The 16,561-nt window shown below is 57.4% G+C and carries 14 protein-coding genes; 7 read left to right on the forward strand and 7 right to left on the reverse strand.

Annotated features, from left to right (window positions below; genetic code table 11):
• Positions 1 to 3: 3 nt before the first annotated feature.
• Complete coding sequence (locus F153LOC_RS05580) at positions 4 to 2,697, reverse strand: cation-transporting P-type ATPase (protein WP_102104225.1); 2,694 nt, start codon at positions 2,695 to 2,697, stop codon at positions 4 to 6.
• A gap of 499 nt (positions 2,698 to 3,196) precedes the next feature.
• Here F153LOC_RS05580 and F153LOC_RS05585 point away from each other — a divergent pair, with 499 nt between their 5' ends.
• The gene (locus F153LOC_RS05585; RefSeq protein ID WP_102104226.1) at positions 3,197 to 3,445 is read left to right on the forward strand and encodes a DUF1158 domain-containing protein; all 249 of its coding nucleotides are present in this window, start codon (positions 3,197 to 3,199) and stop codon (positions 3,443 to 3,445) included.
• Here F153LOC_RS05585 and F153LOC_RS05590 read toward each other — a convergent pair.
• Entirely contained in the window at positions 3,431 to 4,999 is a 1,569-nt protein-coding gene (locus tag F153LOC_RS05590; RefSeq protein WP_102104227.1) for an alpha/beta hydrolase-fold protein, read from the reverse strand. The two genes, F153LOC_RS05585 and F153LOC_RS05590, sit on opposite strands and share 15 nt — an antisense overlap.
• Before the next feature lie 123 nt (positions 5,000 to 5,122).
• Here F153LOC_RS05590 and F153LOC_RS05595 point away from each other — a divergent pair, with 123 nt between their 5' ends.
• The gene (locus F153LOC_RS05595; RefSeq protein ID WP_102104228.1) at positions 5,123 to 7,267 is read left to right on the forward strand and encodes a TonB-dependent siderophore receptor; all 2,145 of its coding nucleotides are present in this window, start codon (positions 5,123 to 5,125) and stop codon (positions 7,265 to 7,267) included.
• Between the two features lie 55 nt (positions 7,268 to 7,322).
• Here F153LOC_RS05595 and F153LOC_RS05600 read toward each other — a convergent pair whose 3' ends face one another.
• Together F153LOC_RS05600 and F153LOC_RS05605 are read right to left on the reverse strand one after the other, a co-directional pair.
• On the reverse strand, positions 7,323 to 7,664 hold the full coding sequence (locus tag F153LOC_RS05600) for a RamA family antibiotic efflux transcriptional regulator (RefSeq protein WP_020885132.1): 342 nt from the start codon (positions 7,662 to 7,664) through the stop codon (positions 7,323 to 7,325).
• A gap of 35 nt (positions 7,665 to 7,699) precedes the next feature.
• Positions 7,700 to 8,803 (reverse strand): MBL fold metallo-hydrolase, encoded by a 1,104-nt coding sequence (locus tag F153LOC_RS05605; protein ID WP_102104229.1) that lies wholly within the window; start codon positions 8,801 to 8,803, stop codon positions 7,700 to 7,702.
• Positions 8,804 to 8,994: 191 nt separating this feature from the next.
• Between F153LOC_RS05605 and F153LOC_RS05610 the strand changes: the two genes are divergently transcribed.
• From F153LOC_RS05610 to nfsB, 3 genes are all read left to right on the forward strand, one after another.
• Positions 8,995 to 9,585, forward strand: a complete 591-nt coding sequence (locus F153LOC_RS05610) for a TetR/AcrR family transcriptional regulator (protein ID WP_100777300.1) — start codon at positions 8,995 to 8,997, stop codon at positions 9,583 to 9,585.
• Positions 9,575 to 9,943, forward strand: coding sequence for an MmcQ/YjbR family DNA-binding protein (locus tag F153LOC_RS05615; protein ID WP_100777301.1), 369 nt, complete (start codon positions 9,575 to 9,577; stop codon positions 9,941 to 9,943). Before F153LOC_RS05610 ends, F153LOC_RS05615 begins: the two co-directional genes overlap by 11 nt.
• A gap of 119 nt (positions 9,944 to 10,062) precedes the next feature.
• Complete coding sequence (nfsB, locus tag F153LOC_RS05620) at positions 10,063 to 10,716, forward strand: oxygen-insensitive NAD(P)H nitroreductase (protein ID WP_102104230.1); 654 nt, start codon at positions 10,063 to 10,065, stop codon at positions 10,714 to 10,716.
• On the opposite strand, the gene F153LOC_RS05625 is transcribed toward nfsB, so the two are convergent.
• Together F153LOC_RS05625 and F153LOC_RS05630 are read right to left on the reverse strand one after the other, a co-directional pair.
• Positions 10,713 to 11,756 carry a DUF2157 domain-containing protein gene (locus F153LOC_RS05625; protein ID WP_102104231.1) on the reverse strand — a complete coding sequence of 348 codons (1,044 nt, stop codon included), beginning with the start codon at positions 11,754 to 11,756 and terminating at the stop codon, positions 10,713 to 10,715. The genes nfsB and F153LOC_RS05625 overlap by 4 nt on opposite strands.
• A gap of 24 nt (positions 11,757 to 11,780) precedes the next feature.
• On the reverse strand, positions 11,781 to 12,659 hold the full coding sequence (locus F153LOC_RS05630) for a helix-turn-helix transcriptional regulator (protein WP_100777304.1): 879 nt from the start codon (positions 12,657 to 12,659) through the stop codon (positions 11,781 to 11,783).
• Positions 12,660 to 12,766: 107 nt separating this feature from the next.
• Here F153LOC_RS05630 and F153LOC_RS05635 point away from each other — a divergent pair, with 107 nt between their 5' ends.
• Positions 12,767 to 14,194: an MFS transporter gene (locus tag F153LOC_RS05635; protein ID WP_102104232.1), complete on the forward strand. Its 1,428-nt coding sequence runs from the start codon at positions 12,767 to 12,769 to the stop codon at positions 14,192 to 14,194.
• Positions 14,195 to 14,271: 77 nt separating this feature from the next.
• Positions 14,272 to 15,516 carry a mechanosensitive ion channel family protein gene (locus tag F153LOC_RS05640; protein WP_100777306.1) on the forward strand — a complete coding sequence of 415 codons (1,245 nt, stop codon included), beginning with the start codon at positions 14,272 to 14,274 and terminating at the stop codon, positions 15,514 to 15,516.
• Positions 15,517 to 15,519: 3 nt separating this feature from the next.
• Here F153LOC_RS05640 and F153LOC_RS05645 read toward each other — a convergent pair whose 3' ends face one another.
• Positions 15,520 to 16,497, reverse strand: coding sequence for a LacI family DNA-binding transcriptional regulator (locus F153LOC_RS05645; RefSeq protein WP_102104233.1), 978 nt, complete (start codon positions 16,495 to 16,497; stop codon positions 15,520 to 15,522).
• Between the last annotated feature and the right edge of the window lie 64 nt (positions 16,498 to 16,561).

The raw sequence follows: 16,561 nt of genomic DNA on the forward strand, positions 1-16,561 counted from the left end.
AAGTTATGCAGCCTTACGGAACCTGCGGGTCAGTCGCTTCTCAATTTCGACGATGAAGAACATCACGCCAGCCAGCGCCAGGGTAACCCCCCAGTAGCGCAGCGGCAGGGCTTCGGTGCCGAACAGCATCTGCATAAATGGCAGGTAGATAATCGCCAGCTGCAGCAGGAACAGCACACCCGTTACCAGCCAAATCCCTTTGTTCGCCAGCAGACCGCGGTTCAGAGAGAAACCATCGCTGTTGCGGCAGTTAATCATGTACACCCACTGCGCACACACCAGCATCTGCAGCAGCACGGTGCGGATGAACTCGGCGCTGTGGCCGCGCGGCGCGAGCCAGGCTTCCAGCGCAAAGGCTGCAATCGCAATCATGGTGCCGACGAAGGCCACGCGCCAGACGGCGAAGGCATCCATCACGTGCTGACCGGTCTGACGCGGCGGACGCTTCATGATGTTGCGCTCGGCGGCTTCAAAGGCCAGGCCGAAGGAGAGCGTGGCGGAGGTCGCCATGTTCATCCACAGAATCAGCACCGGCGTCAGCGGAATAATGTTCCCCGCCAGCAGGGCAATCACAATCAGCAGACCCTGCGCCAGGTTGGTTGGCATAATGAACAGAATCGTTTTCTTCAGGTTATCGTAGACGCGACGCCCCTCTTTTACCGAGCTGGCGATGGTGGCGAAGTTGTCGTCCGTCAGAACCATATCGGCGGCTTCTTTGGTCACTTCCGTGCCTTTGATGCCCATGGCGATCCCGACATCCGCCTGACGCAGCGCGGGCGCATCGTTCACTCCGTCGCCGGTCATCCCGACGATTTCACCTTTCTCCTGCAGGGCTTTCACCAGGCGCAGCTTATGCTCCGGGCTGGTACGCGCAAAGATGTCGTACTCCACCGCCGCATCCGCCAGCTCGGCGTCGTCCATCTTCTCCAGCTGATAGCCGGTGACAGCCTGCGCGCTGTTGGTGATCCCCAGCATCTGCCCGATGCTCATTGCGGTCTGCGGGTGGTCGCCGGTGATCATCTTCACGCGGATACCGGCCTGCTGACAGGCGTGGATGGCATCGATAGCCTCCGGACGCGGCGGGTCCATCATCCCGGCGATGCCGAGGAAAATCAGACCGTTGTTCAGGTCGTCGTGGCTCAGCCCCTGCTGGTCGGCCGCCGCCGGTTTGTACGCGGCTGCTACCATGCGCAGCCCCTGGCTGGCATAACGCTCCATCTCGGTTTCCCACCAGGCGCGGTCAAACGCGTCCACACCGTGGCGAGTCTGCTGCTGGTCGCACAGGGCGAAAATCACGTCCGGCGCACCGGTGACCAGGATTTGCTCCTCACTGCCAATCTGGTAGTGGGTGCTCATGTACTTGTACTGCGAGTCGAACGGGATTTTGTTAATCAGGCTGGTGACGACCGGCGCAAGATTGGCTTTGGCGGCCAGCACTTTCAGCGCCCCTTCCGTCGGCCCGCCGGTGATACCCCACAGGCCGCGCTCGTCCTGAATAATCTGGCTGTCGTTGCACAGGTCGATGGTGCGCAGATAGTGCTCCAGCACCGTGCCCTGCTGAACGTGCACCGGCTCGTCGCTGCCGTCCAGATAGATGTTGCCCACTGGCTCGTAGCTGTTGCCTTCCACGCGGTAGCAGCAGTCGGCGGTGATAATTGCTTTAACGGTCATTTCGTTCATGGTCAGGGTGCCGGTTTTATCCGAGCAGACCACGGTCATCGCCCCCAGGGTTTCAACGGTTGGCAGCTTGCGAATAATCGCCTTTTTGCGCGCCATCGCCTGAACGCCGAGCGACAGGATAATCGAGATAATCGCTGGCAGACCTTCCGGCACAGAGGCCACCGCCAGGCTAATCAAAGAGAGCAGCAGCTCGCCCATTGGGATGTCGCGGAACACCAGGCTGAAGACAAACAGCGCCGCCATCATCGCCAGAATAATGGCGAAGATCGCTTTGCCGAGTTTGTCCATCTGCACCAGCAGCGGCGTACGGTGCTTTTCAATTCCGGCCATCATCTGGTTGATGTGACCAAGCTCGGTGTCCTGGCCGGTGGCGATAACCACGCCCACACCGCCGCCTGCGCTTACGGTGGTGCCGGAGAACACCAGGTTCGTGCGGTCACCCAGCGATAAATCGCCCTGCAATGGATTAGTATGTTTATCCACCACCGTCGATTCACCCGTCAGAATCGCCTCTTCGACGCGTAAATTATGCGCCTCGATCAGACGCATATCCGCCGGAATACGATCCCCGGCGCGCAGGACAATAATATCGCCCGGCACAATATCCGTGGTTGGAATGGTCTCATGGACGCCGTTACGAATAACACGCGCATCGCTGGAGAGCATATTGCGAATACTTTGCAGCGATTTCTCCGCATTACTTTCCTGCACATGACCAATTAAGGCGTTGATTACCGCCACGCCCAGAATCACCAGCGTATCCACCCAGTGACCCATCACGGCGGTTAATACGGCGGCGGCCAGAAGAACATAAATCAGGACGTCATTAAAATGGGCGAGAAAACGCAACCAGGCCGGTTTGCCTTTTTTCTCAGGCAGGGCATTTGGGCCATATTGCTGCAAACGCGCCTGGGCTTCTGCACGGTCCAGTCCGTTGGCATGGCTCTTTTTTTGCGCCAGTACCTGCTCGATGGTCTGCTGGTATGGCCGATTCTGGGAGTGAGTCTTTTTGGTCATTGATGCAATTCCTTCAATATCCGGTGGACGGAAGCCTGAATTCCTTTCTGGCTTTATTAAATTCATTTTTTATGGCGTTAATTCTTGCGGTGTAAATTGTTCTGCCGCAATATAATTAGCGCCGGCTTATTCAAAACACACATTCAATATTTCGATGAGATGATTTTTACAAAATATTTCTAAACGCAATCTAAACGAGGAGAGAGCATGTTTGGGATTTATCGCGGGCGCCGCCTGGCTTTGTACATAGTTGTTGCCATTGTTATTGCGACGTTAATTGGATACAGCACATATACGTTTGTAAAATTATTCACCTGATGATGACAGTTATTTACATAACCACAGAATAATTGAATTCATTCATTCGAGGTTTAATTAAATCAGGAATATTCCCGGAATAATTATTCTTTTTTTATCAGGAAAGTGAATTTCGGGATGATATTGCTTTACGTTGCAGGATGCCGGACAATAACTTTTTTAACTGACAATTAACATTGATATGAAACACCCGTTAGAATCGCTGTTAACGGCAGGAGGCATTTTGCTGATGGCACTGCTCTCCTGCCTGTTGCTTCCCGCGCCATCATTCGGACTGGCGCTGGCGCAGAAACTGGTCGCTCTGTTTCATCTGATGGATCTGAACCAGCTCTACACTCTGGTGTTCTGTCTGTGGTTTATCCTGCTCGGCGCCATCGAATTTTTCGTCCTGCGTTTCATCTGGCGCCGCTGGTTTTCACTGGCCGCGTAGCCCCGTGAAATCGCGCATTCCGTGGATCAGCGCTTCGCACCAGGCCGCGTAATCGTGGCCGCTGGACCACGGATGGAAGCTCACGCGATAGCCTTTCTCGCGTAATACCTGCTCAAACTTTTCCGTATTGCGATAGATCCCACCGCCCGGCCCGGAGGTTTCGAAGCGCCCGGCCTGCAGCCAGAAACGAATCGGATACGGCGGCGACTGCTGATACTGACGCGTGAGCCAGCCCGGTGCGTCCTCTTTCGGCGCCCACCAGTACGACCCAGACAAACTCAGCACATTGCCGAACAGATACGGATAGCGCAGCGCCACCCAGGACGACGCAATTCCGCCGTAGCTTGATCCCGCCAGCACCGTCTTTTGACGCTGCAGCACAATCCCCTGCCCGCGCAGCCACGGCAACAGCTCCTGCGCCATAAAATCGGCGTAATCCGGATTCGGCGGCAGCTCTTTACCGCGACGGGCGTGATCGAGGCTATCAATAAACACCACGTTAATCGGTGGCAGGTGATGGCGGGCGATCAGACCGTCGAGCACATTGGCAAAATGGTACTCATCCTGGTAAATCTGCCCGTCGAACAGGATCAGCGTCCAGCGTGCGGGCTGTGCGCCGCGCGGTTTGTAAATCATCACTTCCCGCGCGTTACCGAGGATATGACTGGTAAACGGCTGGCGCGTCAGTGAGCCATGGGTAAGCGGCTGCGCGGCGGCCTGCGCAGAACAGTAGCGCGCGGGGCTGAGATCGAGCAGCGAATAGCGGTTCCAGCGATCGGCCTGCTGATCGCCGTAGGTTCGAGGATTGAGCGGATCGGCCTGCGCGCTCACCAGAATGGCGCGGCGCTGATCGCGTGCGCTGCCCTCCACGCGCGGCACGTCCGGTGCCAGTTTGTACTGCATGATCGTATCCGCAGGCACCACGTAGCTGCGGAACCAGACGTCTGTTTTGCCAAGACGAAACAGCGGATCGTGATCGCCTGCGGGCGATCCGAGAAGAAAAACGTTATCCCGCGCGCCGCGCCATAAGAACGTCACGCGCTTGTGGCTGGCATCGACCGGCTCCACCATCGGCGTTCCCTGCCGAATTTGCGCCTGCCAGAACGCATGCGTATCTCCACCGGCAGCAACCGTTTTAGCCAGCGTTTGCAGCGTCGGGCTTTCTGGCTCGAGCATCTGCGTGCGCGGGAGTGGCGACGTCTCTTTCATCCGCCAGGTAAAGCGCCACGGCTTGCCCTCTTCCCCGTGCAGCACCAGAGACGTGCTCTGCTGCACCGGCAGCGCAAATAGCAGTGAGTGCTCGCCATCGCTGGGACCTTTTTCAATCAGTGTGCGAATACGGCGGTTTTGCCCGTCCAGCAGCCTGGCATCGGTTACACCGCTCAGCGTCGCGGAAACGTAGTTTTCATCGAGCGCGGGCAGGACGAAACAGACCTCGCCGCTGGCATCGAATTTCCCTTTCTGTTCGCCCTGAATGGAAGGATGCTCGCACGTTGCCGCCAGTGCTGGCAGCGTACTTATCCCTAACAGCAACCCACTCCACGCCCTTTTCATACCGACTCGTTCCCCTGCAAAATTTGTTAGCAACGCTAATGCAAATGGTAATAATTTGCAATATCATCTACGCCGTTATTAGGGTGTTTTTATGGCGATAGCAATTAAGGGATTTTAATAAAAATGTTTAAAAATAATAAGATAATGCAACTCTGGTTGCTGAGTCTGGCCAGCGTCAGCGTGGCGGCTCAGGCAGAAACAAATGAAGAAACCCTTCTGGTCACGCAGAGTGTCAGCCAGGAGCCGACCGCTCCGGTGAAGGGGATCGTGGCGACGAAAACCCTTTCGGCGACCAAAACCAGTGCCGATATTGTGAAAACGCCGCAGTCGGTTTCCGTCATTACGCGCGATCAGATGGAGCTGCTTGATGTCACGTCCGTGTCACAGGCCCTGCGCTACTCTGCCGGGGTGTTTACGGAATATCGCGGCTCGTCCAACCGTAACGATGAAGTGTTCGTGCGCGGCTTCAGCTACGTGCCGAAATTCCTCGACGGGCTGAGCTACGGCGCGACGGCCTCCTCGCAAACCGGCACCATGGATCCGTGGCTGCTGGAGCGCGTCGAGCTGGTGCGCGGCCCGGCCTCAGTGCTGTTTGGTCAGGTCAACCCAGGCGGACTGATCAGCATGACCAGCAAGCGCCCGACCAGTGAGCCAGTCCACAACGTGCAGTTCCGCACCGGCAATCACGATCTCGCCGAAGGGGCGTTTGATTTCGGTGGCCCGCTTAGCGACGATGGTCGCGTGCTGTATCGCGTGAACGGAATAGCCCGCACGCAGCATAACCAGGTGGACGATTACAAAGAGACGCGGATGGCGATTGCCCCGGCGATCACCTGGTACCCTAACGATCAGACACGCTTTACCCTGCTGACCAGCTACCAGAAAGATCCTGACGCGGGCTATCGCAACTTCCTGCCCGCTTATGGCACCGTGACCAGCGCCAACGGGCGCTACATTCCGCGCGACTTTAACGTCAGCGATCCGGATTACAACCAGTCCTGGCGTGAGCAGACAATGATCGGCTACGAGCTGGAACATCAGTTCGCCGATAACCTCACCTTCCGCCAGAACGCCCGCTACGCCTCGATCAAGCAGAAATATCGCTATCTGGTGTACGCCAACAGCGCGGCAGACAGCACGGTGCTGACCCGCCGCGCCCAGCATGAAGAGCGCACCACCAACGAGTTTGGTCTCGATAACCAGCTGGAATCCCTGTTCACTACCGGCGATGTGAGCCACACCCTGCTCGGCGGGCTGGACTACAAAACCAGCAAAGATAAGCAGTTGCTGGAACGCGGGATGGGCAAACAGTACGACCTCGACTGGACGAAGCCGGTATATGGCATCAACGTCGATGAGAGCACGTTCAGCACCGCGACGGACGAGCAGCAAAACCTCGACCAGATGGGCGTCTATTTGCAGGATCAGCTGAGCTGGAATAACTGGGAGTGGCTGGTGTCCGGGCGTTACGACTGGACCGAAGTGCGGACCACCGATTTCACCGGCGGCGCGCCGACCCAGCAGAACGATAACAAGTTCACCTGGCGCACCGGGCTGCTCTATGCGTTCGACTTTGGTCTCTCGCCGTACGTCAGCTACAGCACCTCTTTCGAGCCGAGCCTGCAAACTAACCGTGCACCGGGCGTGGCACCGTTTAAACCGACAACCGGCAAGCAGACAGAAATCGGCCTGAAGTATCAGCCGGTCGACTCCACGCTGATGACCCTGGCGCTGTACGATCTGACCCAGAGCAACGTGGCGACCTACAACAGCGCCCAGGGCTGGTTCGAAAACGCGGGCGAAGTGCGCTCTAAAGGGGTGGAGGCCGAGATCCACTCAACGCTGATGGAGAGCATCAACCTCATCGGGTCGTATACCTACACCGATGCGGAAACGCAGAGCACCACGGTGGCAGGCACCGAAGGCAAAACCCCGGCGCGTATTCCGGCACACATGGCGTCGGCCTTCGCCAGCTACACCGTGCCTGGCGGGGCGCTGAAAAGCCTGACGGCGGGCGTGGGGATGCGCTACATCGGCACCAGCTATGGCGATGCGAAAAACACCTTCAAAGTGGCCTCAGTAGATCTGTATGACGCGATGATGAGCTATGAGCTGGGCGAGCTGAACAGCAGCCTGAAAGGGGCCAGCGTACAGTTCAACGTCAATAACGTGGCGGATACCAAGTATGTGGCGTCCTGCGCCAGCGATACGGCGTGTTTCTACGGGATTGGTCGTACGGTGACGGCGACGGTGAATTATCGCTGGTAGTGAGCAATTGCCGGGTGGGGCACCGCCGCACCCGGCATACAAACGCACACGTCTTTTAATGCGTGCGGCTGTGATTCTCTTTGCGGTACGCACCCGGCGGCTGATTAAAGGTGCGGGTAAAAATCCGCGTAAATGTCTGCTGGGAATCAAACCCGTAGCGCAGACAAATGTCATACACCCGTTCGTCGGACTCGCGCAGATCCCGCGCTGCCAGCAGCAGTTTGCGCTCGCGAATGTACCGCCCCAGGCTTTCACCCTTGTACTGCATAAACAACCGCTGCAGATGCCATTTGGAGTACCCCGCGTGACGGGCGATCTCCTCAATGCGCAGCGGCTGATGTAGATTGTCGTCGATCCACTCAACGATGGTGTCGATGACCTGAGCGGAAATAGTCATGCTGCTCTCCCCCTCTACTGCTTGTCGGTTAAACATTATTCCCACCACTCACGAAATTGCTGCGTTGTATCATTCACCCTGACCGGCTCGCCCAGCTCCGGCGTCAGCAAACGATACTTTTTATCCAGGCTTGCGCGCGTCAGTTGAATTACCGGGTCGTTCCAGCTGTGTTTTGCCAGCACAAAGCGTCCGTAATGGCCCGGCACCACCGCTTTAGCGTTGATATCGGCGGCGGCCTGCGCGGTCTCTTCCGGCAACATGTGAATGTATTTCCAGTCCTGGTCGTACTGTCCGTTTTCCATGATCGCCAGATCGACCTCGCCGAACTGCTCACCAATGGCTTTAAAGTGCGGGCCGTATCCAGAATCGCCGCTGTAGTAGACCTTTTGCTCAGGCGTGACGAACATAAAACTGCCCCACAGGGTTTGATTGCGTTTGAGCCCTCGACCAGAGAAATGGCGTGCGGGCAGCACGTGTACCGTCAGCTCATCGCTGATACGCACCGACTGATTCCAGTCGCGCTCGTCGATAATCTGTGGGTCCATTCCCCAGTAGCGCAGATGCGAGCCGACGCCGAGCGGCGTGACCACACGCTTCACCTTCGGCATCAGCGCCTTGATGGTGGCGTAATCGAGGTGATCGTAGTGATCGTGCGAGATGATCAGCAGGTCGATCTCAGGCATCGTTTCCGCGCGCCACGGATATTCCCCGGCAAAGGCTTTGTTGAGGAACGAAAACGGCGCGGCGTAGTTGCTGAAGACCGGATCGATCAGAATGCGTTTGCCCGCCAGCTGCAGATACCACGACGAATGCCCGAGCCAGACCAGCGTCTCCTGCTCCAGTGGAATCGCCGCCAGATCGGTTTTCACCAGCGGCAACGGCTGAGCGGGACGGGCGTTTTCCGTTTTGCTGACCAGAAATTCCCACATCGCCACCAGCATATTTTTGTCGCCGTTGTAGCCCGGCGTCGGCAGCGTATTGTGGAACTGTCCGTCGCGATAATGTGGCGAGGCCTCCACTTCACTGAGCTGTGCGCCCTGCGGCGGCTGGCCGAATCCGGCATTTAACACAAAGGGCAAACTCGCCGCTGAAGCAATAATCATGACAAACACCACGCTAAGAAGAAGAGGCTTTTTCATATCCTGACCCGAATACGCGCCCCCTTCCGTTGGTTTGCGCGGGTTGAACTTGATTATGAGTGAGTAAGCACTCATTATAGATATGATGATAAAGTCGTCAAGACGTTTTCGATCTTTGACATTCCGCGTTGCAGCGTGGCAAAGAGCATGTTTCAATCAGGGTTTTACACATTGACAGGAGGGGAATTTTAGTGGCACGTCCGAAGAGTGAAGATAAAAGACAGGCGTTACTGGAGGCAGCAACCGCTGCATTTGCGCAGTCAGGGATTGCTGCATCGACGGCGCTTATCGCCCGTAACGCGGGCGTCGCTGAAGGCACGCTGTTTCGCTATTTTGCTACTAAAGACGACCTGCTGAATGCCCTCTATCTGCACCTGAAACAGGATCTCTGCCAGACCATGCTGGCAAACCTGGACCGCGCCATTAACACCCCGAAAGAACATACCCGCAATATCTGGAACAGCTATGTGGACTGGGGGATTCGCAACCCTGTCGCCCACGGCGCTATCCGCCAGCTCGGCGTGAGTGAAAAGATCAACGCCGAAACGGAACAGGCGGTGCATGAGATGTTCCCGGAACTGCACGAGCTGTGCCGTCGCTCCGTGCGCCAGGTGTTTATGTCCGATGAGTTTCGCACCTTCGGCGATGCAATTTTCTTATCGCTTGCCGAAACGACGATGGAATTCGCCACCCGCGACCCGTCCCGCGCGAGTGATTTTAAATCCCTTGGCTTTGAATCCATGTGGCGCGCGCTCGCCATCGAGGATGTGAATGGACAGTAAATCCCTGCAGGCCTGCGCCAAACGCGTCGCGCTGGAATTGCCCTTCACCGAGCACTGCTGGCCCTTTGGCCCGGAATATGACGTGTTTAAGATCAACGGGAAGATCTTCATGCTGATGGCGGTCGCCCACGGGCGGGCGCATGTCAGCCTGAAATCCGATCCGGAGAAATCACTGCTCAACCAGCAGATCTATCGCGGCATCGAACCCGGCTATCATCTGAACAAAAAGCACTGGATCTCCCTCTACGAAGCCGACGATATCACGCCAGAACTGGTGGCGGATTTGGTTCTCGACTCGTGGAATCTGGTGGTGGATAAACTGCCGAAAAAAGATCAGAAGCGCATTCGCCCTGCCTGATTGTTCACGTCAGACGAACAGTATAAGCGCATATCTGGCACTTATCTTTTCCCGCGAGTCCTTGTAATCTGCTCTCTTTTCTCGCCCGCAGATGGCGAATTTATTGACCAGGAGTTGTTATGGATATCATTTCAGTTGCCCTGAAGCGTCACTCGACCAAGGCATTTGATCCCACCAAAAAGTTGACCGCAGAACAGGCAGAACAAATTAAAACGCTGCTGCAGTTCAGCCCGTCCAGCACCAACTCACAGCCGTGGCATTTCATCGTCGCCAGCACCGAAGAGGGCAAAGCGCGCGTGGCAAAATCAGCGGCAGGCACTTACGTGTTCAACGAGCGTAAAATGCTGGATGCGTCCCACGTCGTCGTCTTCTGCGCAAAAACCGCGTTGGACGATGCGTGGCTCGAGCGCGTCGTGGATCAGGAAGAAGCCGACGGGCGTTTTGCGACCCCAGAAGCGAAAGCCGCAAACCACAAGGGCCGCTGCTACTTTGCCGACATGCATCGCGTCGATCTAAAAGATGACGATCAGTGGATGGCCAAACAGGTTTACCTGAACGTCGGTAACTTCCTGCTGGGCGTGGGTGCGCTGGGTCTGGACGCGGTGCCGATTGAAGGTTTCGACGCCGCCATCCTCGACGAAGAGTTCGGCCTGAAAGCGCAGGGCTTCACCAGTCTGGTCGTTGTGCCGGTCGGCCACCACAGCGTGGAAGATTTCAACGCCGCTCTGCCAAAATCTCGACTGCCGTTGAGCACGATTATTACTGAGTGCTAATCGACATGGGCACGCTGGTTTCCGGCGTGCCAAATTCTCTCCGCATAACGCCCAATCACCGCCAGCGACGCCGCCAGAATCAGGAAGAAAATCACTTTATTCATCCCGTCCCAGAAGTATTCGAAATAGCGGGTGTAGAGGTTGATGGCGAGAAACGTCAGGCCAAAACCGCGCAGCATGCCGTCGTCGGTTTTCAGGCTGATATAAATACAGACAATGGCGGCGACGGCGAAAAGCAGCGCCCACGGCAGCAGCGCGGCACGAGTAACGCCATACCAGCTGTCGATATCGTAATTACCAAAAATCGACATGATCCACAGGGCCACAAACAGGTACGTCAGCCCCATCGCTTTACTGGTGGTGTACAAGTGACGTTTGATTAACATTGCCCGCAGCAGCCAGCACAGCGCCAGCAGCGCCCCGCCGAAGAAGATAAACCGCACCGGGTAGTTCATTCCCAGCCAGTAGGCCCCCCACCCGGACATATACCCGGTTTCAGCCCCAAACCAGTTGCCGAGCGACAGCAGGAAAAAGAGCCACACCAGCCCCGAGCGCCCAAAGAAGCCCACCAGCCCGTAAACCACGCAGCCCGCAAGGAATAGCGGCGCGATATGCCCGCTGCCGTTATCCAGCCGCTCGCCCAGCTGCCAGAGCGCTATGGCGGTGAAGAGTACGCCGAGAAACAGAATTGCTTCGGTGCTGTAGTGCCACTGGGTTTCTCGCCGCTGGCGGCTGAATCCCCAGAGATAAAAGGCCACCGCCAGCACGGCGGGCAGCCCGATGCGGGCAACGAAAGAGAAGGAGAAAAAGGCGATGATACGTTCCATCAGCTCGCTGTCAGCAAACAGGCTGGCGAAGGCGATCATCACGCAGGCCAGTGCGGTCCAGAAGGCGTAACGGCTGAGTCGCTGCCAGTCCATCGCCACGCGTTTGAGGGTGCCCGCCAGCCGCTGGTGTTCATCGGCACTGAGCGCGCCCTCCTGCTCCCATTCGACGAGCGCCCGACGCAGCAGGCGTTCCTGTTTGCGAGTCACGTTCATGTTCTGTCCCTGAATGAGTGAAATTTAGTTGAGTATAACAGCCTGTTCCGCCAGCCACGTGAGCGCATGTTCGCCCGCGTCGTCCACCGGGAGATAAACCAGCAGCCGCGAGCCGTTGCGCGGAGCGGAGTACCAGTACATCTGCTGAAGCTGAAAATCCCCCAGCTGCGGATGACTAAAGAGTTTCAGCTGATTTTCCACGCCGCGCACGTCATAGCGCTGGTGCCACAGAGCCTCGAACTCTGCGGAGACGGCAAAGAAGCGCGCCAGCTGCGCTTCCCACTGCGGTTCGCCGCGATGCTCGGCCATTGCCGCGCGGAAGTAGGAGACGAAAATCGGCAGCACGTCATCGCGTTTGCCGAGTCGACTGCGCCACGCCGGATGGGTGAGAAAGAGGTAGATGCAGTTACGATCTTCCGGCGGAATGGCGTTGAAATCCACCCCCATCAGATGACCAAAACTGTCGTTCCACGCCACGATGTCGAAGTTCGGTTTCTGAATGCTGGCCGGTTTCGGCATCAGCGTATCCAGCAGACGCCGCGTACCTTCGCTGATCCCCTCACACACGGTCTGCTGCGGCGCTTCGCCCGGCGGCAGCCCCGCCAGCACAAATAGATGGCGGGTTTCCGTGGCGGTGCATTGCAGGGCTTTCGCCACCGCCACCATGACGGCGCTGGAGGGATTGACGTCCCTGCCCTGCTCAAGCCAGGTGTACCAGGTCACCCCCACATCCGCCAGCATCGCCACCTCTTCGCGACGCAACCCCGGCGTGCGGCGCCGACCGCTGCGCGGCAGGCCCAGCCGCTGGGGATCGAGGCTTTCGCGGCGCGCACGTAAAAAAGCCCCGAGCTGCTTGCGGTTGTCGTCCTGCAAAGAGGAAGTGGGTTCGGTCATCAGCGTCATACGGCCCCCTGCGTGGTAGTGCCAGTACCAGTATAAGCAAGAACTGGTACCCGTTTTTATTATCACCGATGCTACGTCCATCTGCTGAATGACGCAATGGAGTCACCATGAATACGTCTGTTGTTTCACCGGGTCGCGCAGGCCTGATATTGCTGCTTACAGGCCAGATGCTGCCGCTGATTGATACCTCAATCACCAACGTGGCGCTGGATTCGATCACCCACTCACTGCACGCCACGGCCACCGAACTGGAGCTGATTGTGGCGCTGTACGGCGTGGCCTTCGCCGTCTGTCTCGCGCTGGGCAGTAAGCTTGGCGATAACCTTGGCCGCCGCCGACTGTTTATGTGGGGCGTGGCCGCCTTTGGCGCGGCCTCGCTGCTGTGCGGCATGGCGGGAAGCGTGGAGCAACTGCTGGGCGCTCGCGTGTTGCAGGGCGCTGGCGCGGCGCTGATCGTGCCGCAAATCCTCGCCACGCTGCACGTCACCCTGAAAGGCACGGCCCACGCCAAAGCCATCAGTCTGTTTGGCGGCATCGGCGGAATTGCGTTTATTGTCGGCCAGATGGGCGGCGGCTGGCTGGTGTCGGCGGATATTGCCGGGCTGGGCTGGCGAAACGCGTTCTTTATCAACGTGCCGATTTGCCTGCTGGTGCTGGCCCTGAGCCGTCGCTACGTGCCGGAAACTCGCCGCGAAACGCCATCGCGCATCGACTGGCAGGGGACCACCCTGCTGGCAGTGATCCTGTGCTGCCTGCTGTTCCCGATGGCGCTCGGGCCGGAACTCCACTGGCCGCTGATGTTGCAACTGGCGCTGATCGCGGTGGTTCCACTGATGCTGTGGATGCGCGCCAGCGCGTTGCGTAAGCAGCAGCGCGGCGAACATCCCCTGCTGCCCCCGCGTTTGCTGAAACTCACCAGCATCCGCTTTGGGATGGTGATCGCCCTGCTGTTCTTCAGCGCCTGGTCAGGCTTTATGTTCTGTATGGCACTGACCATGCAGGCCGGGCTGGGAATGGCGCCGTGGCAGTCAGGAAATAGCTTTATCGCCCTCGGCGTGGCCTATTTTGTCTCCGCCTGGTACGCGCCAAAACTGATTGCCCGCTACAGCATGGGGCGCATTCTGATGACCGGCCTGACGGTACAGATCGCAGGCCTGCTGCTGTTGATCGCCACCTTCTGGCGCTTCGGTCAGGCAAATACGGCGCTGACGCTGGCCCCCGCCACAATCCTGATTGGCTATGGCCAGGCGCTGATCGTCAACAGTTTTTACCGGATTGGGATGCGCGATATCAGCAGCTGCGACGCAGGCGCGGGAAGCGCAATCTTGAGCACGCTGCAACAGGCCACGCTCGGTCTCGGCCCCGCCATTCTTGGTACCCTGTTCCTGACCTTTGCGCGTCACAACGGCGGCCATTACCCGCAGGCAATGATCGGTTTTCTGAGTATTGAAGTGGTGATGATGCTGGCGCTTGGCGGCATTGCCCTGTGGTTGCGCCACCGCCTGGAGGCCGGCCCGCTGCCTGCCGCGTCATAACAACACCTGCATAGCGTCGCGGGTTGCATAATAAACACGCAGCCGTCATGATAAAAGGAGGATATTCAGGAGACGTTATGCAGGAATTAATTGCTCAGGTTGAAGAGCTTGGAATTGAAATTAATCACACCACTTCGCTGGTGTTAATCTTTGGCATCATTTTACTCACCGCCGTTATTGTCCATCTGATATTGCACAAAGTGGTGCTGCGTCTGTTTGAAAAACGGGCGCAGGCCAGCTCACATTTGTGGCTACAAATCATTACCCAGAATAAGTTATTTCACCGCCTGGCCTTTACCCTTCAGGGGATAATCGTCAACGTTCAGGCGGCGCTGTGGTTACAAAAAGGCAGCGAAGCGGCTGAAATATTAACCACCTGCGCCCGACTGTGGGTCATGGTTTATGCCCTTCTCTCCTTCTTCTCGTTATTAGATGTGATCTTCAATTTGTCGCAAAAGCTGGCAACCGCCTCTCAGCTTCCGCTCAAAGGAATATTCCAGGGCGTGAAGTTAGTGAGTGCGATCCTCGTCGGCATTCTGATGATCTCCCTGCTGATCGGTCAGTCCCCGGCGATTCTGATCAGCGGTCTTGGTGCGATGGCCGCGGTACTGATGTTGGTCTTTAAAGATCCGATTCTGGGCCTGGTCGCCGGTATTCAGCTCTCGGCGAACGACATGCTCAAGCTCGGCGACTGGCTGGAGATGCCGAAATACGGCGCGGATGGCGCGGTGACGGATATCGGCCTGACCACCGTGAAAGTGCGCAACTGGGATAACACCATCAGCACCATTCCTACCTGGGCGTTGGTGTCGGACTCCTTTAAAAACTGGAGCGGCATGTCAGCCTCCGGCGGACGGCGAATTAAGCGCAGCCTGAGCATCGATACCACCAGCATTCATTTTCTTGATGAGCACGAGCAGCAGCGTTTAATTCAGGCGAAACTGTTGAAGCCCTATATGGCGGCGCGTCACGAAGAAATTCATCTCTGGAATCAGGAAAATGGTGAAGGGGAATCGGTATTAAATCTGCGCAAAATGACCAATATTGGTACATTCCGCGCGTACCTGAATGAATATCTGCGCAACCATCCGCGTATTCGTAAAGATATGACCCTGATGGTGCGCCAGCTGGCACCGGACGCTAATGGTTTACCCATTGAGATATATGCGTTCACCAATACCGTGGTTTGGGCGGAATATGAATCCATTCAGGCAGATATTTTCGACCATATTTACGCCGTGGTCGAAGAGTTTGGCCTGCGAATTCATCAGTCGCCCACCGGGAACGATATTCGCTCGCTGGCGGGCGCGTTCGCGAAATAATGCTCAGGTACTGGCGCGCGCCACGTAGCGCCAGTCCATCATCACCCTTTCCGTCGGCGCATCCGGGTTATCGATTTTATTCAGCAGCAGATCGACCGCTTTGCGCCCGATATCCCGCGACGGCTGTTCAATGGTACTGAGCGGCGGGGAAACCATCTCCGACAGCTCCGTGCCGTCAAAACCGACCACCGCGATGTCCTGCGGAACCCGCAGCCCGGCCTGTTCGATGGCGCGCAGAGCACCCGCTGCCAGGGTGTCCGATACGGCAAACACCGCATCCGGCGGGTTGTTCGCCAGCAGTTTATTCATTGCCGCCATGCCCGCGCTGGAGCTGAGATCGCTCGCATACTCCACTACCTGATACTCGAGATCGCGCAGATGCAGTACGCTTTTGTAGCCACGCTCGCGCAGACGGGCATATTTGTAGCTGAGATCGTGGTTAATGAGCGCAATTCGTCGACGCCCGCCGTCGGCCAGCTGGCTGACCACGTGCTGCGACGCGTCCACATCGTTAATGCCCACGCAGGAAACGGTACCGGAGTCGGCGTATTCCGCGCACTGCACCCAGGGCGCACTGCCGATGAGGGCGGAGAGTTCCGGCAGTTTCGAGAACGCGTCCATGGTGATGATGCCGTCGACGATTTTGCCCGACAGCAGGCTCAGGCCGGAGCGCGACCGTTGCAGATCCGAGCCGGAATTGCACAGTAAAATGCGATAGCCGTTTTTCTCGGCCTCTTCTTCGATACCTTTCACCACTTCGCCGCAGAACGGGTTGGCGATGTTCGAGACCATCACGAGGATCATGTAGCTGCGCGCGGTACGAAGCTGGCGCGCCAGCAGATTGGGCTGGTAGTTACTCTCTTTAATCGCCTGCAAGACGCGCTCGCGGTTCTTCGCTTTCACCGAGTCGCTGTTGTTAAGCACGCGCGACACGGTCGCCACCGAGACACCGGCGAGCTTAGCGATTTTCTGAATTGACATAACGACGGCACATCCTGCAGTTAGCGTTTTCATCAGGCTAACATAATTTTGCTGCCCGGCGAAC

The sequence above is a fragment of the Lelliottia sp. F153 genome, assembly GCF_002870005.1.
GTDB classification, from domain to species: Bacteria; Pseudomonadota; Gammaproteobacteria; order Enterobacterales; family Enterobacteriaceae; genus Enterobacter; species Enterobacter nimipressuralis.